The organism is Gilliamella sp. wkB18, from assembly GCF_001690875.1.
Taxonomy (GTDB): domain Bacteria; phylum Pseudomonadota; class Gammaproteobacteria; order Enterobacterales; family Orbaceae; genus Gilliamella; species Gilliamella apicola_A.
In genome coordinates this window covers 55,619-73,670 of sequence record NZ_LZHM01000099.1, presented here as the reverse complement: position 1 = coordinate 73,670, position 18,052 = coordinate 55,619, and the positions used below count along the sequence as shown (strand labels likewise).

Genomic DNA, 18,052 nt, shown 5'->3' with positions numbered 1-18,052 from the left:
AGGTCTTATTTAAGATTAATAGACAAAACTAGGATTACATTCCCATTTGTTTTTCACGAAGTTCAGCAAGAGTTTTACAATCGATACATAAATCGGCTGTAGGTCTTGCTTCTAAACGACGTATACCGATTTCAATACCACAAGATTCACAAAAACCAAAATCATCAGTTTCAATCTTTTTTAATGTTTTTTCAATTTTTTTAATAAGTTTACGTTCTCTATCACGTGCTCTTAATTCTAGGCTAAACTCCTCTTCTTGAGTTGCTCTATCAGCAGGATCTGGAAAATTTGCTGCTTCATCTTGCATATGTGAAACAGTTTTACCCATTTCTCCTTGTAGCTGAGTAAGCCATGCTTCCAAGATAAGCTTAAAATGTTTCAATTGCTTAGAATTCATATACTCCTCATCTTTTGCCTCTTTATAAGGTTCAAGCCCAGCAATTGAAAGCAGGCTAAGAGAAGATGTATTTAATTTTTGTTCCTTTTTCACTGCAATCCCCTTAGATACAGATTATTCGCAAGCGCTAAACTATAGCAATAAATTAGCTATTGGCAAAATTTTTTTATGTTTTTTTTTAAGTAAACTATGTAGATTAATATAAGTGCGTGTTATAAATAAATTTTATTATCAATTCCACTGTTTCATGCCATTTATAGGGCATTTAACGACTAAGTCATGTAAATTATCATTATCAGGTAATATCAATTCCGGAGCGATATCAAAAAGAGGGTAGAGTACAAATTCCCTATGTTTCATATGGTAATGTGGTATAGTAAGCCTTTCACTATTAATAATTAAATTATCATACAATAAAATATCTAAATCTAGGGTTCTAGCACTCCAACGGTTATCTTTACGCATGCGTCCTTGTGACTTTTCAATTGCTTGTAATGCATCAAGTAGTTCTATCGGAGATAAGCCTGTGATCAATTTTATAACTGCATTAAGGTAGTCATTTTGATCTTGCGGGCCTAAAGGTTTACTCCTATAAAAAGGTGAAATATCTGCTACTTTTGTTTTAGGTAACTGTTGTAAAGCAGTAATGGCATGATTCGCTTGTTCAAGCGGATTTCCAAGATTACTTCCAAGAGCAATATAACAAATTGACATAATTAGGTTTTTTTCAGAATATAAATATATTTAAGTAGTAGCATTTTATCATATAATACAACAGGCAAAAAATGTATATATAAAATGATTAATGCTTTTGATCTGAACGTATTGAATTATAAATAGATCAGTTTTTTATTGATGCTTTTTTCTCATTTCTGTGCGAATTAATTTATCATGTGAAAATGATCTTATTTTAGGGTTTATAATCCGTTTAAGAAATTAACTAACTTTCTTAATAAACATGCACATAATTTGTTAACTTCAAATTATTGAACGGAATGATTAATCAAGTAATGAATTATTTTGCTTGTAATTTAAAAGATTGCAATGAATTGGATAATTCAAAAACTATTGGTTTGTGGAGCAATAATGAAGGTGGCAATGCTAAGCTTTGACTAACTGGCAAAAAATAGATCTGCTTTTGCAACAACAACTGTATTGTGTATAGGTAAAATTATTAGGAGCTAGTTCAAATTTTCCCACCGTTTTTGTCAAAGTAAACTCAATATTGATTTAATTGTCTAAAAGGCTTTATTTTCACCAAAATATACGTGTTTAATTGAAATTAAAATTGTTAGTTAAATCTAGAAAACCTAAAACAGGTGATGCTATCAAATAACCCTTAATAGTTACTGTTATTTTGTTAAAAAATTATTAATTAATATTAGAATAGTGTCCAATAATTAGTATTGATATTGATATAACAAAATGGATTTACTGATTTTAGATCAGTTTTTTAGGTTAGTAAAAGAGGAGGACGTTTGCGTAATTTTGGGTGCTTAGTCTTTATTGAAAAAGATTAAAACTCCCAAAATTAAAATAAATTATTATGTATTATAACACGTTAACAATTGATTCACACAGTCTGGACATGTTATCTAGGGTCATTCCTGCGACATTAATGCGCCCTGAGTTAATAATATAAATACCATAATCATTGCGTAATTTAAGTACTTGCCTTTCATTCAATCCACTAAAAGAAAACATGCCATTTTGTTTGACTATGAAACTGAAATCTTGATTTGCGCCTTTATCTTGTAGCGTTTTGACAAATAATTGGCGCATACGATGAATACGTTGCCGCATGTTGGTTAATTCATTAATCCATTCTTCTTTTAATTCCTTATTATTTAGAATATACGAAACAATTTTTGCTCCATGAGCTGGTGGGTTAGAGTAATTTGCACGAATAATGGTTTTTACTTGGCTAAAGGCGCGATCGGCAATTTCAGTACTTTGGGAAATTAAAGTAAAGGCACCAACACGTTCGTTATAAAGCCCAAAGTTTTTAGAATAGGAGCTAGCAATGAGTAGCTCTGGATGCATGTTAGCAAATAAGCGTAATCCGTAGGCATCTTCTTCAATTCCTTGCCCAAAGCCTTGATAAGCTAAGTCAAATAGTGGTAACCAACCATTTTTTAAAGCTAAACCAGAAATAGTTTGCCATTGTTCAGGTGTTGGATCAATACCCGTTGGGTTATGACAACAGCCATGGAATAAGACTGCATCTCCTTTTGTAACTAGGTTTAAACTGTTCATCATAGCATCAAAATCAAGGCTATGTGTTTGTGGGTTATAATAGTTGTATTCACGTGCTTCAAGCCCTGCTGTTTGAAAAATACTAAGATGATTTGGCCAAGACGGATTACTTAACCAAATACGTTTTACTTTGGTTCGATGAACTAGAAAATCTGCCATAATACGTAAGGCACCCGTGCCACCTGGTGTTTGTGCTGTTCTGGCTCGCTCACTTTCACTACCAAAAAGCAAGCTTTGTGTTGCAATATTGAATTCTGGAACGCCATCAATAGGTAAATAGCTTTTAGTCGCCTCCTTATCAAGTAAAATGTGTTCAGCTTTTTTTACACTATCTAAAATAGGTGTTAGGGTTGTTTCATCTTTATAAACACCAACGCTTAAATTAATTTTATTGATACGTTCATCTTTATTATAAAGATCGGCTAGACCGAGAATAGGATCTGCCGGGGCAGCATTTAAATTTTCAAACATAATTCACCTATTTCCTCTAAGTTACTTTCATCGCATTATATACACATTATTTTGTAATATACAATTTAGATAATTGAATTTTACCAAAAAGATTTAGCTGATAATTTAATCTTTTCACAGATCATTTTTTAGTTACGTACAATGAGTTTGTCTAAAAATGACATCAAATCATCAGCTAAAGTTATAATTTGCCCTGTTATTAAATCTTCTTTTACAATTTGATTGGTGAGGTTGTTTAATGCAATTATAGTTGTATCTTCATCGGTTGTTGCTATAAAAATAGTCGGGAAACGTTTTAATCTTTTTTGCTGAGATAAATGAGCAATTAAATGTTGTTCTAAATTTGAAAAATCATCGTCATTCCAAGCTTGTATTAGTGTTAAATTGATATCAGCAAACTTTGCTGACATATTGCCTGCGTACTGAGTTCCATAAAAAACGTGTGCGTTTGGTTGTAACGTGATACCAACAATTTTTTCAACGACTGTTAGATCTCTAGGCGGATTTAATAAGAAAGGTCTCCAAAACACAGTTAATTGATCGGTCTTTAAAATACAGGGTGAAGACATGGCATGGAGTTCTTCGCTTTGTGGTGCATACTCAAACTGACTCAGCCAACGAGCAGTGAAATCAATTAATGCATTTTTATCAACTGAATCCATAAAACTAATTTAATCTCTTAATTTTATAAAAATATTATCATATATCAATTATTATACTGGTTTAGCTAATATATGCACTATTGTTTTGATATATAATTTTTGTTAATTATTCTAATAATCAAATAAAAGTTTGTAGAGATATTTTTAGCTTTATCTGATGTTTTAGTTTAATGTTTCAAATAGATAAAATTTGTTTTTGATAATATAGCTAAATTAATTTTAATACTATAAAAAATCATTATCTAACTATTTATAAAATGGTAAGTTTAATTTTCTTGCTATCCTTAGCGGAAACGTGAATAATAAAGACGGGTAATTTTATCCTTGTAATGCAGCAATGGCGTTAGACATTACAATTTTTTAAAAAATAAATAGCGTATGTAGAATCGTTATAATTAGATAATATGTTTATTTTTAACAATCATATATAAAGTTAGAATGTTTGCGAAAATCAGTTAACTACAAGATTTTGCAAATTAATATGGAAATAATATCAATTAAATAGGTGCTTAGTATTGATTCGAAAAAACAGACAAATGTTTCGAATTTTACATAGTAACTGAATATGGGTTGATATTGTGTAAACGATATCGGATTCACATAAAATAATAACTAAAAAAACATAAATAAAATAATGAATACCGTTTAAAAATATCTTGTTTAGTATCGTTTGTTATTATTGTTAAAATAAACAGCCTACTAATAATAGAATTCTACCTACAGTTAATTAAGATTAATCAAGAGTGTAGAATAATGAAAAGAATGCTAATCAACGCAACCCAGCAAGAAGAACTCCGTGTTGCGCTTGTTGATGGTCAACGCTTATACGATTTAGATATAGAAAGCCTTGGGCATGAGCAAAAGAAAGCCAATATTTATAAAGGCAAAATTACCAAAATTAATCCAAGTTTAGAAGCAGCTTTTGTTTCTTATGGCGGAGAACGAGATGGTTTTTTACCTCTAAAAGAAATTGCTGATAACTACTTCCCATCTAATATGACAGGGCGTCGTACTATCAAACATCTACATGAAGGCCAAGAAGTACTTATTCAAATTGAAAAAGAAATTCGAGGAAAAAAAGGTGCGGCGTTAACTACTTATATCAGTTTGGCAGGTAGCTATTTAGTATTGATGCCCAATGATCCTCGTGCTGGCGGTGTTTCTCGCCGGATTGAAGGCGAAGATCGTGCAGATTTAAAGCGAATTATTGATGCTATTGAAAAACCAAAGGGCATGGGAGTTATAGCTAGAACAGCGGGGGTTGGTAAAACCCAAGAAGAACTACAACAGGATTTAAATGCTTTAGTAAACTATTGGACAGCAATTCAAAATGAAGCAAAAAATCATTCAGCTCCAAGCTTGATTCATAAAGAAAGTGATATTATTACTCGAGCTTTCCGTGATTATTTACGTGATGATGTTGGTGATATTTTGATCGACAATCCAAAGGTATTAGAAATAGCTAAAAAACGCTTAGCTGATTTAGGAAGGGTTGAATACGTCAATCGCCTTAAACTTTATGAGGGTGATGTGCCGTTATTTAATCATTTTCAAATCGAAGGTCAAATTGAATCAGCGTTCCAACGTGAAGTACGTTTACCATCAGGAGGTTCAATTGTTATTGATGCGACCGAAGCATTAACTGCGATTGATATTAATTCAGCAAAATCTATCCGTGGTAGTGATATAGAGGAAACTGCCTTTAACACTAATCTCGAAGCTGCAGAAGAAATTGCTCGGCAATTACGCTTACGCGACTTAGGTGGTTTAATTGTTATCGATTTTATTGATATGACGCCAATTCGCAATCAGCGAGAAGTAGAAAATCGCTTAAAAGAAGCAATGAAAACAGACCGCGCACGAATTCAAACAACGAGAATTTCACGATTCGGCTTGCTTGAAATGTCTCGCCAGCGTTTAAGTCCTTCACTACGTGAAGCAACGCATCATATTTGTCCTCGTTGTCAAGGAACAGGTACGGTTCGCGATAATAATTCATTATCGCTTTCTATCTTGCGGTTAATTCAAGAAGAAGCGATGAAAGACAATACAGTTCAGATTGATGTTATCGTTCCTGTACCAATAGCGAGTTACTTACTTAATGAAAAACGTCGTGCAATTACCAATATTGAAAGAATGCACCCTGATGTCAAAATTGTGATAGCTGGCGATGAAGAAATGGAAACACCACTTTATAAAGTGATTCGTAAACGAGCAGGTGAAGAAACAGACGTATTAAGTTATAATCTTCCAAAGTTGATTCGCGAACTTGAAGAACAGGAAGAAGATCAAGTTGCAGAAGTGGTTGTTGAACAAGCGGTATTGTCAGGACCAAAAGTTGAAGCTTGCACCATACAAAAAGAAAAGATTGAGGTAAAAGCCGAAAAGTCAGGAAGTTTATTTGGTGAGTTATTTAGCAAGATTCGTAAACTGTTTGTATCCGAAAAATATGAGCCTGAGCCAGAAATTAAACCATTGCCAAGTAAAAGACGCGATAATCAACGTTCAAATAATCGACGACAACGTAATAATAGAAATAGCAATGCTGCGGCGACTAACAGTCATAATGTGATAACTGATGATATAAAAGAGCCAACCCGAAATAATAGTCGTCGAGCTAAACAAAATAATAGCGCTACTTCATCAATTGGCGTAAATAATGTTAAAGCGGAAAAATCCGTTATTGAAATGACACAATCGAAGCAACGAGAGGTCAAACCAAGACGTCAACAACGTACTTTAACAAAAAGTATACGTGTTAAAAATCTCGAAGCAGCCATGACAAAAAATGACAAACAGCGGGTTATTATTCCGTCATTGTTATTGCCAGTTATTGTTTCTGAGCAAACTGAATGTGATGTTATTCCAGAGTCACAACCAAAACGCCAACGACGAACTTCTAGACATTTAAGAATGAATGGTCCGCGCAGCAAACGGCGTGTACGAAATACAGCTCTTAAACAATCGCCAATGCCGTTATCATTTGCGGCGGCATCATTAGAATTGGCTTTAGGAAGAGTAGCCATTGACTACAGTCATGTTAATCATGATATGCCAAATGACGTTGTACCTATTATTCCTTCGCTTTTATTGCCAGTTATTATTAAAGATGAAGTGATAACCTATAATGCGGATATAACAAAACAAACATCGGTTATTGATGAAGTTTTACATGAGCATTCATCTACTAATACCGTATTTACGATGAGTGATAATATTCTCAATGAAAACAATAGTGATATAGCAACAAAGGTCGAGCAACCAGTAGGTTACTCTTCTTCTGTTATGAAAAAGGCACCAGCACCACAATCAGTTACCGAGAAGATTGGTATAAAGTTACGCGAAGAGTCGGATTATCAATTTGAAGGTAAAGGGAATGCAGGTGGCTTAAATGCAGAGAATCATGCCTATGCAAAGGCAAGTAAGCCGTCATACCCTTCAGAATAAAATTGATATAGAACTGCAGTAGTGGCTATTAGGTCACTACTGTTTATATTTGAGTTGATGACAACGATAAAAATAAACAATGATTATCTATATTTTCAAAAAAATAGTAGCTTTTTTATTTATTATCTGCGTGCTAGCTCAGATTAGTTTTTGTCTTGTTTATTTTTCTCCCCATTCATTATTTAATGATTTAAGTTTTGTTGAAGCTTATAGAAACTTTTTTAAACAACTATTTCAGGGACAATTTACTTTATTATCTGGTGAAACAGTCCCTTTTTTTAATACTTTAGCTGCCACATTTGAGCTTTGTATTTTAGCTTTAATGGTTACACTAATTGTTGGGCTACCTTTGGGAATTTTTTTAGGGTTAAGTAGAATTAATTGGTTAAATAATGTTATTAGATTAATATGCCTTTTGCTTTACTCATGCCCCATAGTATTACTTGTTGTTATGGTAATGTTTTTATTATCACCAACTTGGTCAGTATCAATCAATTTTAATGTATCATCATTAGTTTCTGTATCAGGTTCATCATTGTTGAAAATTTTACTCTCATCAAGAGTAGATAAAATAGCTGTATTGTTAGCGCAGTTGCATTATCTATTATTACCAATATTTATTTTGTCTATTCAACCAAGTATTATGACTATTCAACTGGTTAGTCAAAATGTGCAGAATACTTCGCAGCAAAATTTTATAAAAATGGCAACAATTCGAGAAAGATCGCCATTTAGAATTTTACGACGTCACCTATTGCCTAATACTATTCCAGCTACGATTCCACAACTAACTTATAATACAACAACACTCTTGTTTTCAACCATGGTAGTAGAGATTTTATTTAACCGAGTAGGTTTAGGGCAATGGATAATGAGTGCTTATTATCACCATAATTATTTTATTATTTCAATTGCCATTCTGGCATGTGGAACAGTAATAAGTTTATTAACTTTATTAGGTGAAATTACAGCTGTGATGATTTATCCATTACGCCATAAGGAAAATCATGTATAAGATAAATAAGTTATTCAATTGGTTAACATTTAGCTTTAATAAACTACATGGCAACATTTATTCCCTCGTTGGATTTTATGGTATTGTCGCAATAACATTTGTTGCTTTATCGACAAAATGGTTTTTCCATGCACACCTTGAGCCTATTTTTGCAGCTTCTTTACCACCGGCTTGGTGGGCTAAGGGTGATATTAATCATATATTGGGTACCAATGCTCAAGGACAAGATATTTTTGATTATTTGTTAATTGGCTATCGATCTACCATATCAATGACACTTAAAACTGTATTTTATGTAATAGTAATTGGTGGACTAATTAATTATTTAATGTTTTTTATTCCTTTTTTGCGAGCTTTTATTCTTTTAAGTTTTCGGTTTTTTATGGTTGTTCCTCCTTTACTCGGTGTTATTACGATTAGCCTATTATTAGAAGATAATATAACTAATATGTTGCTTGTCATTGGATTATCTTATACACCACGTTTTATTTATAATATTCACCAGAAAGTGAGTCGAGAATGGAATAAAACCTATATTACTGCTTATCGATTGGATGGTTTATCGCCATTTTCTATATTAAATAATTATATTTTATATAATATTTTACCTATTTATTTGACTGAAATTATCTCATTATTTAGCTCCATTATTTTAGCAATTACCACAATCACTTTTTTAGGTTTTGCTAATGATGTCTCTCGACCTGATTTAGGTATGATGATGTTTAGAATGAAAGATATCATTGATACTAATTATTTGGCCTTTTTATCTCCTGGAATCGCTATTTCAGCTACCATTATATTCGTTCACCTATTGAATTTTGGATTAAATGGTCGACAAGAAGGATATTAATTATGGCATTGCTAGATATTCGAAATTTAACTATTGAGTTTATTACTCCTGATGGTCTTTTACGCGCAATTGATCGAGTTAATCTTAAATTATCAGAAGGTGAAATTCGTGGTTTGGTCGGGGAGTCTGGTTCTGGAAAGAGTTTAATCGCTAAAGCGATTTTGGGAGCAACTAATAATAACTGGAAAATTTCAGCAGATCGTTTCCATTTTAATAATATTGATTTTCTAAAATTGACACCTAAACAGCGTCGTAAAGTTATTAGTGATAATATATCAATGATTTTCCAAGAACCACAATCATGTTTAGACCCTTCTATGAGAATTGGGCAACAGTTAATTGAAGCTATTCCAAGAAGAGCATTTAAAGGTCATTGGTGGCAAAGATTTTTTTGGCGTAAATATCGTGCTATAGAGTTACTGCATCGAGTTGGAATTAAAGAACATAAGGAAATTTTAAAGTCCTATCCATTTGAATTGACAGAAGGAGAATGTCAAAAAGTAATGATAGCAATTGCATTGGCAAATCAACCTAAACTTCTTATTGCTGATGAGCCAACTAACGCTATGGAAGCAACAACAGAAGCACAAATTTTTAGACTGCTAGCTAGCATGAACCAAAATATGGGTACAACTATTTTACTCATTAGTCATGATTTACAGATGGTAACAAGATGGACAGATCGTATTAATGTGCTTTATTGTGGGCAAACAGTTGAAATTGCTGATAGTGAAGATTTAATTAAGTCACCATATCATCCTTATACACAAGCATTAATTTATGCTATTCCCGACTTTGGTAAAGCCATGCCGCATAAGAGCCCATTAAATACTTTGCCAGGCGTGATCCCTTCACTAGAACATTTGCCGATTGGTTGTCGATTAGGCCCTCGCTGTCCATATGCGCAAAAAAAATGTATTTTAGCGCCTGAACTGAATCAGATAAAAGGCCACTCTGTTGCCTGCCATTTTCCTTTAAATACTGATGAGCAATACAGATAACAATAGGAATACACCATGAACCCCATTCTAAAAGTACGTAATTTATCTAAACAATTTAGTGTTCCTAAAGGATTCTTTGGGCATTTACGTATTGATGCGGTTAAATCTTTATCCTTTTCACTTAATGAAGGTAAAACATTAGCGATTATTGGTCAAAATGGTTCAGGAAAATCCACATTAGCAAAAATGTTAGTTGGCATGGTGAAACCAGATAGTGGCGATATTTGGATTGATGGATCTAAAGTAGAATATGGCGATTATAGCCATCGCTGTCAGCTTATTCGAATGATTTTTCAACATGTTGAAAGTTCATTTGATCCAAGGCTTCGTATCGGTCAATTACTTGAAATCCCATTAAAGCATAATACACGTTATAATGCATTTGAACGTGAAAAATTGATTAGTGATGTTTTAAAACAAGTTGGTTTATTGCCAGAACATGCTTTTTATTATCCTTCTGTTATGGCTTCAGGACAAAAACAACGTGTGGCATTGGCTAGAGCATTAATTTTAAAGCCTAAAGTTATTATTCTTGATGAGGCATTAGCTGCATTAGATATTTCGATGCGATCTCAAATTGTGAATTTGATGTTGAAATTGCAAGCTCAGCAAAACATTTCTTATGTTTATGTGACGCAAGATATTGGTATGATGAAACATATTAGTGACGAGATTTTGGTTATGCATAAAGGTGAGCTTGTTGAATATGGTAATACAGCAGAAGTGTTGGCTTCGCCATTAAGCGAGATTACTCAAAAACTAATCAATAGCTATTTTGGTGAAGCTCTTACTGCTGATACTTGGCGTACTGATACTAGGTTCTTTTAATATTTTTGATAGCTTTTTCTAAATCTAATTGAGCATTCTCATGATGCCATCTTGAACTATTTTGTATAATTATTGAATAAAAAACTCGACAAATAATCTAGAACTCTCTATATTTAGCTATATGGATTTCTAGACGTCTATTTGTTTTTTTTAAAGCTTATTGATTATTAGGAGTTTTTATGCCTATCTGTATTCCTGATTCATTGCCTGCTGTTGATGTGCTTCGTAAAGAAAATGTTTTTATTATGACTTCATCTCGTGCAAATATGCAAGAAATTCGTCCACTTAAGCTTCTTTTTTTGAATTTAATGCCTAAAAAAATAGAAACAGAAAACCAATTTTTACGGTTGCTTTCTAACTCTCCTTTACAAATCAATATTCAGTTATTACGAATAGACCAACGCGAATCTAAAAATACTCCTGTCGAGCATTTAAATAGCTTTTATTGTGATTTTGAAGATATTTGCGAACAAAATTTTGATGGTTTAATCATTACAGGCGCTCCATTGGGTAAAGTCGCATTTTCAGATGTGGTTTATTGGTCTAAATTAACCGAAATTATCAAATGGGCGAAAGAACATGTAACTTCAACCATGTTTATTTGTTGGGCGGTGCAAGCGGCATTGAATATATTATATGATTTACCAAAATTCACGCGCTCAAATAAATTATCTGGCGTTTATCAGCATCAATTAGCACAACCCAATGCTATATTAACTCGTGGCTTTGATGATTTATTTTTAGCACCTCATTCTCGTTATGCTGATTTCCCAATAGATAAAATCAAAAGTTATACTGATTTAACAATTTTAGCTGAATCAGATGTCACCGGTCCTTATCTAATGGCAACGGCTGATAAGCGCATGGCATTTGTGACAGGTCATCCTGAATACGATTCTTTCACTTTAGCAAAGGAATATTTTCGTGATTTCAAAGCAGGTATTCAACCAGATATCCCTGAAAATTATTTCCCGAATAATAATCCTAGTTTGTCGCCTAAAGCGTCATGGCGTAGTCACGCTTATTTATTATTTAGTAATTGGCTCAATTACTATGTTTATCAATTAACACCATTTGATTTGACTACCCGTAATTTAACAATCGATGATTAAAATAAATCATTATGATAATTATTTGCTTTAATTGTGCATGATGGTGAATAATTTTTCATTTGAAAAAGTAAATAACAAAAACTTTCAAGATATTAATAAGATATTTCCAAAATAAGAAACATTTGAGATTAAAGAAAAAATAAGCCCTATTATAAATATCATTTAATATAAAACCATACAATGTATAAATTTAATCCTAAAATATTGTAATTAATTTTATGCATTGCTTATTAGAATATAAAGAATAAGTTAAACAAACACAATGGCCAAGATCTGCAATAATCAACGCACGAAAGCTCATTAATTAAATATGGTTTTGTTGAATTTCCTAAAACATTATTATAAGAATCAGCTTTAAGAAAACATTTTTATTATAATAAAGATTAAGATGAATCGATTTAATATTGTGTTAGTTAATCAGAAAAATGTCAGCAGCTATACTCAATACTTGAAAAATTTTTTATATCATAATATTAATTGTTTATGGTCATGATAACCACAAAGTTATAAATGAACTTAAAATAGCCTTAACTACGGAGTATGCTTTTTTATTACAAAATCAGCTTGAGTTTGATTCATGGCTATTACCAAATTCAAAAAATGATTTATTTCAGTTAAATAAAAAGATTCGACACAAATTGATATCTAAAGAAATCTTTGATCGAGAATAGTTTCTTATAATAAAGAAAACTTACCGAATGAATTCTTTAAGTTATTTAATAATATAACTAGCAAGTTGTGTATCAAGGCAAATTTGATTGTAAATGGCTGTTTGTGTCAAATGCTCCCTCAAATATTAAATTAGTCGATGAGGTGTTGGATTATCAAACGAAACATTATTCTTAGTATGCGATAGTTCTTTTACTAGTATTGTAAGGTGTCAGTGATGCAGTGCAAAATGCATTATATTTTATATGGCAATTTAATACTGCCGGCAATGTTAGGGATTTTTTTGTATTCAATCTGCATGAAGAACATTAGTTAAACTTAGTACAAGAGTTTCCCCCTTTCTTCGTACTAAATATCTACAAGCCAAACCATAAGACAATTTGACATAGGAACGGCTAAAAAATAAATTAAAAGTTTGTTGCTTAGTAGGCTAGTTAAGCTATTAACCCTATCATTTCAGTAAGAACAGATAAAAGATCCTTATCTTGCATCCTTTTAGGCATAGTTATATTATGGATACAGTGCGTTATTATTTAAGGAATTAGTTATGTTAAAATCCATCGATCCAATTACCACTTCATCTTGGAAATCCCTTCAAGTAAGTTACCAAAAGCATCATAATAAAACCATTGCTCAAATTTTAGAAGAAGAGCCAAAACGAATTGAGAAACTCAGTATCCTTTTTGAGGATGAATTTTTGGTTGATCTTTCCAAAAATCGTATCACGCAAGAAACGTTAGAAATACTTTATAAACTTGCTGATGAATGTGATCTAAGTGATGCAATTACAGCCATGTATAGTGGTGAGAAAATTAATCGTACTGAAGATCGTGCTGTTTTGCATGTTGCTTTACGTAATGTATCAAATACACCAATTTATGTTGATGGTAAGAATGTGATGGATGATGTTAACGCTGTCTTAGCTAAGATGGAATCATTCAGTAAAAAAATCATTAATGGTGAATGGAAAGGATACACTGGTAAAGCCATTACTGATGTGGTCAATATTGGTATTGGTGGTTCAGATCTAGGGCCAGTAATGATTACCGAAGCGCTAGGACCTTACAAAAACCACTTGAACATGCATTTCGTATCAAATGTAGATGGCACACATATCGTTGAAGCGTTAAAAGGCTTAAATCCTGAAACCACTTTATTTTTGGTTGCATCCAAAACTTTCACCACTCAAGAAACTATGACAAATGCACAAACAGCACGAGCATGGTTACTTGATGCTGCTAAAGATGATAAAGCAGTTGCTTTGCACTTTGTTGCTCTTTCAACTAATGCTAAAGAAGTTGAAAAATTTGGTATTGATACAGCTAATATGTTTGAATTTTGGGATTGGGTTGGTGGACGTTATTCATCTTGGTCGGCAATTGGCTTATCAATTGTTTTATCAATTGGTTTTGATAACTTCAAACAATTTTTAGCCGGTGGTCATGCGATGGATAAGCACTTCCAAAGCGCACCAATTGATAAAAATATCCCAACGTTACTGGCATTAATTGGTATTTGGTACAACAATTTTTGTGGTGCCGAAACCGAAGCTATTTTACCATATGATCAGTATATGCACCGTTTTGCAGCTTATTTCCAACAGGGAAATATGGAGTCAAATGGTAAAAGTATCGATCGCAACGGTAATAAAATACCTTACACAACAGGCCCAATTATTTGGGGCGAACCAGGAACCAATGGTCAACATGCATTTTATCAATTAATTCACCAAGGTACTAAACTCATTCCTTGTGATTTTATTGCACCAGCAATAAGCCATAATCCAGTTGGAGATCATCACCCAAAATTATTATCTAACTTTTTTGCTCAAACTGAAGCTTTAGCTTTTGGTAAAACAAAAGAACAGGTTGAGCAAGAGTTCATAGCTGCAGGAAAAAATCTTGATGAAGTGAAGTCTGTTGTACCATTTAAAGTATTTGAAGGTAATAGACCAACTAATTCAATATTAGTGAAAAAAATTACTCCTTATGCCCTTGGTGCCTTAGTTGCGATGTATGAGCATAAAATTTTTACTCAAGGAGTTATTCTTAATATATTTAGTTTTGATCAATGGGGTGTTGAACTTGGCAAACAACTGGCTGGGCGTATTTTACCCGAATTAGCAGATGATGAACCTGTAAACTCACATGATGTTTCAACTAATAATTTGATTAATCAATATAAAAAATGGCGTTAGTGAATTTTCTTAGTCAGGTAATGTTGATTTTTATATGAAAAAGCCCTTCAGTTGATACTGAAGGGCTTTTAGTTCAATAGATAATTATTTTTTAATGCGCATAACAGGCGTTTTACCTGCTTCAACGGTACCAGTAAGCTTGGTTAACTCCAAAATGCTATCCATATTTGAAATAACAACAGGTGTTAATACTGATTTTGCTCTACTTTCTAATAAAGGTAAATCAAATTCAATAATAGTATCTCCAATTTTAACTTGTTGACCTTCTTCTGCAATACGCGTAAAGCCTTCACCTTTTAACTCTACTGTATCAATTCCGAAGTGGACAAAAAGTTCAATACCTTCATCTGATTCGATTGCAAATGCGTGGTTCGTTTCAAAAATTTTACCTATTTTACCATTTAATGGTGCTACAATTTTATTACCCGTAGGCTTAATTGCAATACCATCACCCACGATTTTTTCAGCAAAAACCACATCAGGTACATCTTCAATTTTGACAATCTCACCACTTAATGGTGCGATTACTTCGATTCTATTTTTATTGTCATCGGATAGGTACTGCTTGATTTTATCGAATAATCCCATCATTGTCTCCTAACAAATTTGCTTTTCAGCAGTATAATTATCTATTAAATCAATAACTTCTTTAGCTGTTGCTTTTTCTAATGCAGTATTGGCTAGTTTTTTAGCTTCTTCAAAGTTAGTATTGCGAATCAATTTCTTAATTTTAGGAATTGAGACTGCACTCATACTAAATTCATCAAGCCCCATGCCAAGTAATAAGATTGTCGCCCTTTCATCCCCTGCAAGCTCGCCACACATACCTGTCCATTTACCCTCTTTATGGGAAGCATCTATAACTTTTTTGATCATTGCTAGTACAGAAGGCGAAAGAGGGTTATATAGGTGAGAAATTAGTTCATTACCACGGTCAACAGCAAGCGTGTATTGTGTTAGATCATTGGTTCCAATACTAAAGAAATCCACTTCTTTAGCTAAATGATGAGCAATTACGGCTGCAGCAGGTGTCTCAATCATTACACCGATTTCGATATTTTTATCAAACGCTTTACCTTCGGCATTTAACTGTTCTTTAAGAATATTAATTTCAGCTTTTAATATGCGAATTTCTTCAACCGAAATAATCATTGGGAACATGATACGTAATTTGCCAAATGCAGAGGCACGTAAAATCGCTTTTAATTGTGCATGAAGCACTTCTTTACGATCCATACAGATACGAATTGCTCGCCAACCTAAGAATGGATTTTCTTCTTTTGGTAAATGCATATACGGTACATCTTTATCACCACCAATATCCATTGTACGTACAATAACTGATAAACCATTAGTTGATTCAGCTACTTCTTTATAAGCTTTAAACTGTTCTTCTTCATCTGGGTAAGCATCACGATCCATAAACAAGAATTCAGTACGGTAAAGACCAATACCCTCATAACCATTGCGTTCAGCACCGGCAATATCACGCACGGTTCCAATGTTTGCACAAATTTCAACTTGGTGTCCATCAAGAGTTACAGCTGGCAAATCTTTTAATTTTGCTAATTCTTCTTTGTCTGAAATAAATTTAACTTGGACTTGTTTTAGCTTTTCTTGTGTGGTGTGATCTGGATTAATATAAATAGCATTATTTATTGCATCCAAAATAATAAAATCACCTTGTTTGATCGCTTGAGTTGCATTAGATGCCCCAACAATTGCTGGAATTTCTAATGAACGGGCCATGATTGATGTGTGTGAGGTACGACCACCAGCATCAGTGATAAAACCTAAAACCATATCTAAATTTAATTGTGCAGTTTCTGACGGTGTAAGATCGGTCGCAACCAAAATACAAGGCTGGCTAATGGCACTTAAATCCACAATCTCAATACCTAAAATATTTTTGAGAAGTCTTTTGCCTATATCACGAATATCAGCTGCGCGCTCTTTTAAATATTCGTCTTCTAAATTTTCAAGCTCTTTTGCTTGAGTTTCAAATACAGATTGTACTGCGGCATCAGCGGTAGAATGCTTGCTTTTAATACGCGAAATAACTTCTAATTCAAGATCCTCATCTTCAAGTAGCATGATATGCCCTTCAAAAATAGCGGCTTTATCTTCGCCTAATGTGGATTTTGCGCGTTCCATGATCGCATTCAATTGCTCGCTTGATTTTTGGCGGGCTTCTTTAAAACGCTCAATTTCAGCATCAATTTTGTTATCAAGAATTTGCCTATTATTAATAACAATAGGTTCTTCTTTTAATAATAGCGCTTTTGCGAAAGCAATACCCGGGGAAACAAGTATACCTGATACCATAACATTTGATCCTTATTCAATTTTAAATCTGTTCTTTATTGCATTTTGGATATTATTCCAACTCTGGAAGTAGTTTAACTAAGTGATTGACTGCTTCTTTTTCATCTTCGCCTTCAGCAGAAATAGTAATGGTTGTGCCTTGTGTCAAACCTAGTGTTTGTAATTTAAATAAGCTTTTGGCGCTAGCGCTTTTATCATTTGATGTGACAGTAATTTCTGCATTAAAGTTTTTAGCTTCTTTTACGAATTGTGCCGCAGGGCGAGTATGGAGACCATTTGGTGCAGTAATGGTTACATCTTGTTTATACATAATTGTTTTACTCCAAAAATATTTTCATTAGCCTGATCAATATAAATAAAAACATCTTGAATGGCTAGTAAGATTTTATAGATATTTTACAATCTGTTAATCTTATTCGTTTTAAAATATAAAGATAGTTTTTTTTTATCAATATTGGTAAATTCGAGTGACTTTGTCACTGCAGTTTTTAAATTCAATTTGTCCATGAATGCCATGTTTGATATTTTCAAAAACAGTTTCTTCGCTGCCATCAAGCTGTGATACTTGAATTTCTTCAGAACAGAAGGTTTCGAAGCGTTGAAGTTCTTGTTCACTATTTCCTAATTTGTAGTGGCTTGGGAGGTCTTGACCGGTTACATACGTTTGTGTTTTATCCTTTACATCAAGGATGATGGTGCCCTTGTTAGGCGAGCAGGTGCCACATGCAGTTAACGATATTGCAAATATCAAAAGAAGTATGGGCGATTTCAAGATAAATCTTACAATATTCAAAATAATTCCTTTATAAAGCTTAGTAA

The 18,052-nt window shown here is 33.0% G+C and carries 15 protein-coding genes; 7 read left to right on the top strand and 8 right to left on the bottom strand.

Annotation, left to right across the window (positions count from 1 at the left end; all coding sequences use genetic code 11):
• Nucleotides 1-34: 34 nt before the first annotated feature.
• From dksA to syd, 4 genes are all read right to left on the bottom strand, one after another.
• Entirely contained in the window at nucleotides 35-490 is a 456-nt protein-coding gene (gene dksA / locus A9G48_RS10345) for an RNA polymerase-binding protein DksA (RefSeq protein ID WP_034948343.1), read from the bottom strand.
• A gap of 138 nt (nucleotides 491-628) precedes the next feature.
• The gene (gene folK / locus A9G48_RS10340; RefSeq protein WP_034948340.1) at nucleotides 629-1,111 is read right to left on the bottom strand and encodes a 2-amino-4-hydroxy-6-hydroxymethyldihydropteridine diphosphokinase; all 483 of its coding nucleotides are present in this window, start codon (nucleotides 1,109-1,111) and stop codon (nucleotides 629-631) included.
• 837 nt (nucleotides 1,112-1,948) lie between these two features.
• On the bottom strand, nucleotides 1,949-3,124 hold the full coding sequence (locus A9G48_RS10335) for an amino acid aminotransferase (protein WP_034948337.1): 1,176 nt from the start codon (nucleotides 3,122-3,124) through the stop codon (nucleotides 1,949-1,951).
• Nucleotides 3,125-3,252: 128 nt separating this feature from the next.
• Nucleotides 3,253-3,786, bottom strand: a complete 534-nt coding sequence (gene syd, locus A9G48_RS10330) for a SecY-interacting protein (protein ID WP_065568689.1) — start codon at nucleotides 3,784-3,786, stop codon at nucleotides 3,253-3,255.
• Between the two features lie 753 nt (nucleotides 3,787-4,539).
• Between syd and rne the strand changes: the two genes are divergently transcribed.
• The 7 genes from rne to pgi all read left to right on the top strand — a co-directional run bounded on the left by rne (nucleotide 4,540) and on the right by pgi (nucleotide 14,908).
• Entirely contained in the window at nucleotides 4,540-7,233 is a 2,694-nt protein-coding gene (gene rne, locus A9G48_RS10325) for a ribonuclease E (protein WP_034948331.1), read from the top strand.
• Between the two features lie 79 nt (nucleotides 7,234-7,312).
• Nucleotides 7,313-8,248 carry an ABC transporter permease subunit gene (locus tag A9G48_RS10320; RefSeq protein WP_034948328.1) on the top strand — a complete coding sequence of 312 codons (936 nt, stop codon included), beginning with the start codon at nucleotides 7,313-7,315 and terminating at the stop codon, nucleotides 8,246-8,248.
• Nucleotides 8,241-9,101, top strand: coding sequence for an ABC transporter permease subunit (locus A9G48_RS10315; protein ID WP_034948326.1), 861 nt, complete (start codon nucleotides 8,241-8,243; stop codon nucleotides 9,099-9,101). The genes A9G48_RS10320 and A9G48_RS10315 overlap by 8 nt, the downstream gene beginning before the upstream one ends.
• A 2-nt stretch (nucleotides 9,102-9,103) precedes the next feature.
• A complete protein-coding gene (locus tag A9G48_RS10310) occupies nucleotides 9,104-10,102 on the top strand; it encodes a peptide ABC transporter ATP-binding protein (RefSeq protein WP_034948323.1) in 999 nt (332 codons plus the stop codon).
• A gap of 15 nt (nucleotides 10,103-10,117) precedes the next feature.
• On the top strand, nucleotides 10,118-10,930 hold the full coding sequence (locus A9G48_RS10305; RefSeq protein ID WP_034948320.1) for a peptide ABC transporter ATP-binding protein: 813 nt from the start codon (nucleotides 10,118-10,120) through the stop codon (nucleotides 10,928-10,930).
• A 179-nt stretch (nucleotides 10,931-11,109) separates the two neighbouring features.
• Nucleotides 11,110-12,042 (top strand): homoserine O-acetyltransferase MetA, encoded by a 933-nt coding sequence (gene metA / locus A9G48_RS10300; protein WP_034948315.1) that lies wholly within the window; start codon nucleotides 11,110-11,112, stop codon nucleotides 12,040-12,042.
• 1,216 nt (nucleotides 12,043-13,258) lie between these two features.
• Nucleotides 13,259-14,908 carry a glucose-6-phosphate isomerase gene (gene pgi, locus A9G48_RS10295; protein WP_034948312.1) on the top strand — a complete coding sequence of 550 codons (1,650 nt, stop codon included), beginning with the start codon at nucleotides 13,259-13,261 and terminating at the stop codon, nucleotides 14,906-14,908.
• 84 nt (nucleotides 14,909-14,992) lie between these two features.
• Here pgi and crr read toward each other — a convergent pair whose 3' ends face one another.
• From crr to A9G48_RS10275, 4 genes are all read right to left on the bottom strand, one after another.
• Entirely contained in the window at nucleotides 14,993-15,496 is a 504-nt protein-coding gene (gene crr / locus A9G48_RS10290; protein ID WP_034948309.1) for a PTS glucose transporter subunit IIA, read from the bottom strand.
• A gap of 9 nt (nucleotides 15,497-15,505) precedes the next feature.
• Nucleotides 15,506-17,233 (bottom strand): phosphoenolpyruvate-protein phosphotransferase PtsI, encoded by a 1,728-nt coding sequence (gene ptsI / locus A9G48_RS10285; protein ID WP_034948306.1) that lies wholly within the window; start codon nucleotides 17,231-17,233, stop codon nucleotides 15,506-15,508.
• Between the two features lie 52 nt (nucleotides 17,234-17,285).
• Complete coding sequence (ptsH, locus tag A9G48_RS10280; protein ID WP_034948302.1) at nucleotides 17,286-17,543, bottom strand: phosphocarrier protein Hpr; 258 nt, start codon at nucleotides 17,541-17,543, stop codon at nucleotides 17,286-17,288.
• Between the two features lie 138 nt (nucleotides 17,544-17,681).
• Nucleotides 17,682-18,026: a hypothetical protein gene (locus A9G48_RS10275; protein WP_034948299.1), complete on the bottom strand. Its 345-nt coding sequence runs from the start codon at nucleotides 18,024-18,026 to the stop codon at nucleotides 17,682-17,684.
• Between the last annotated feature and the right edge of the window lie 26 nt (nucleotides 18,027-18,052).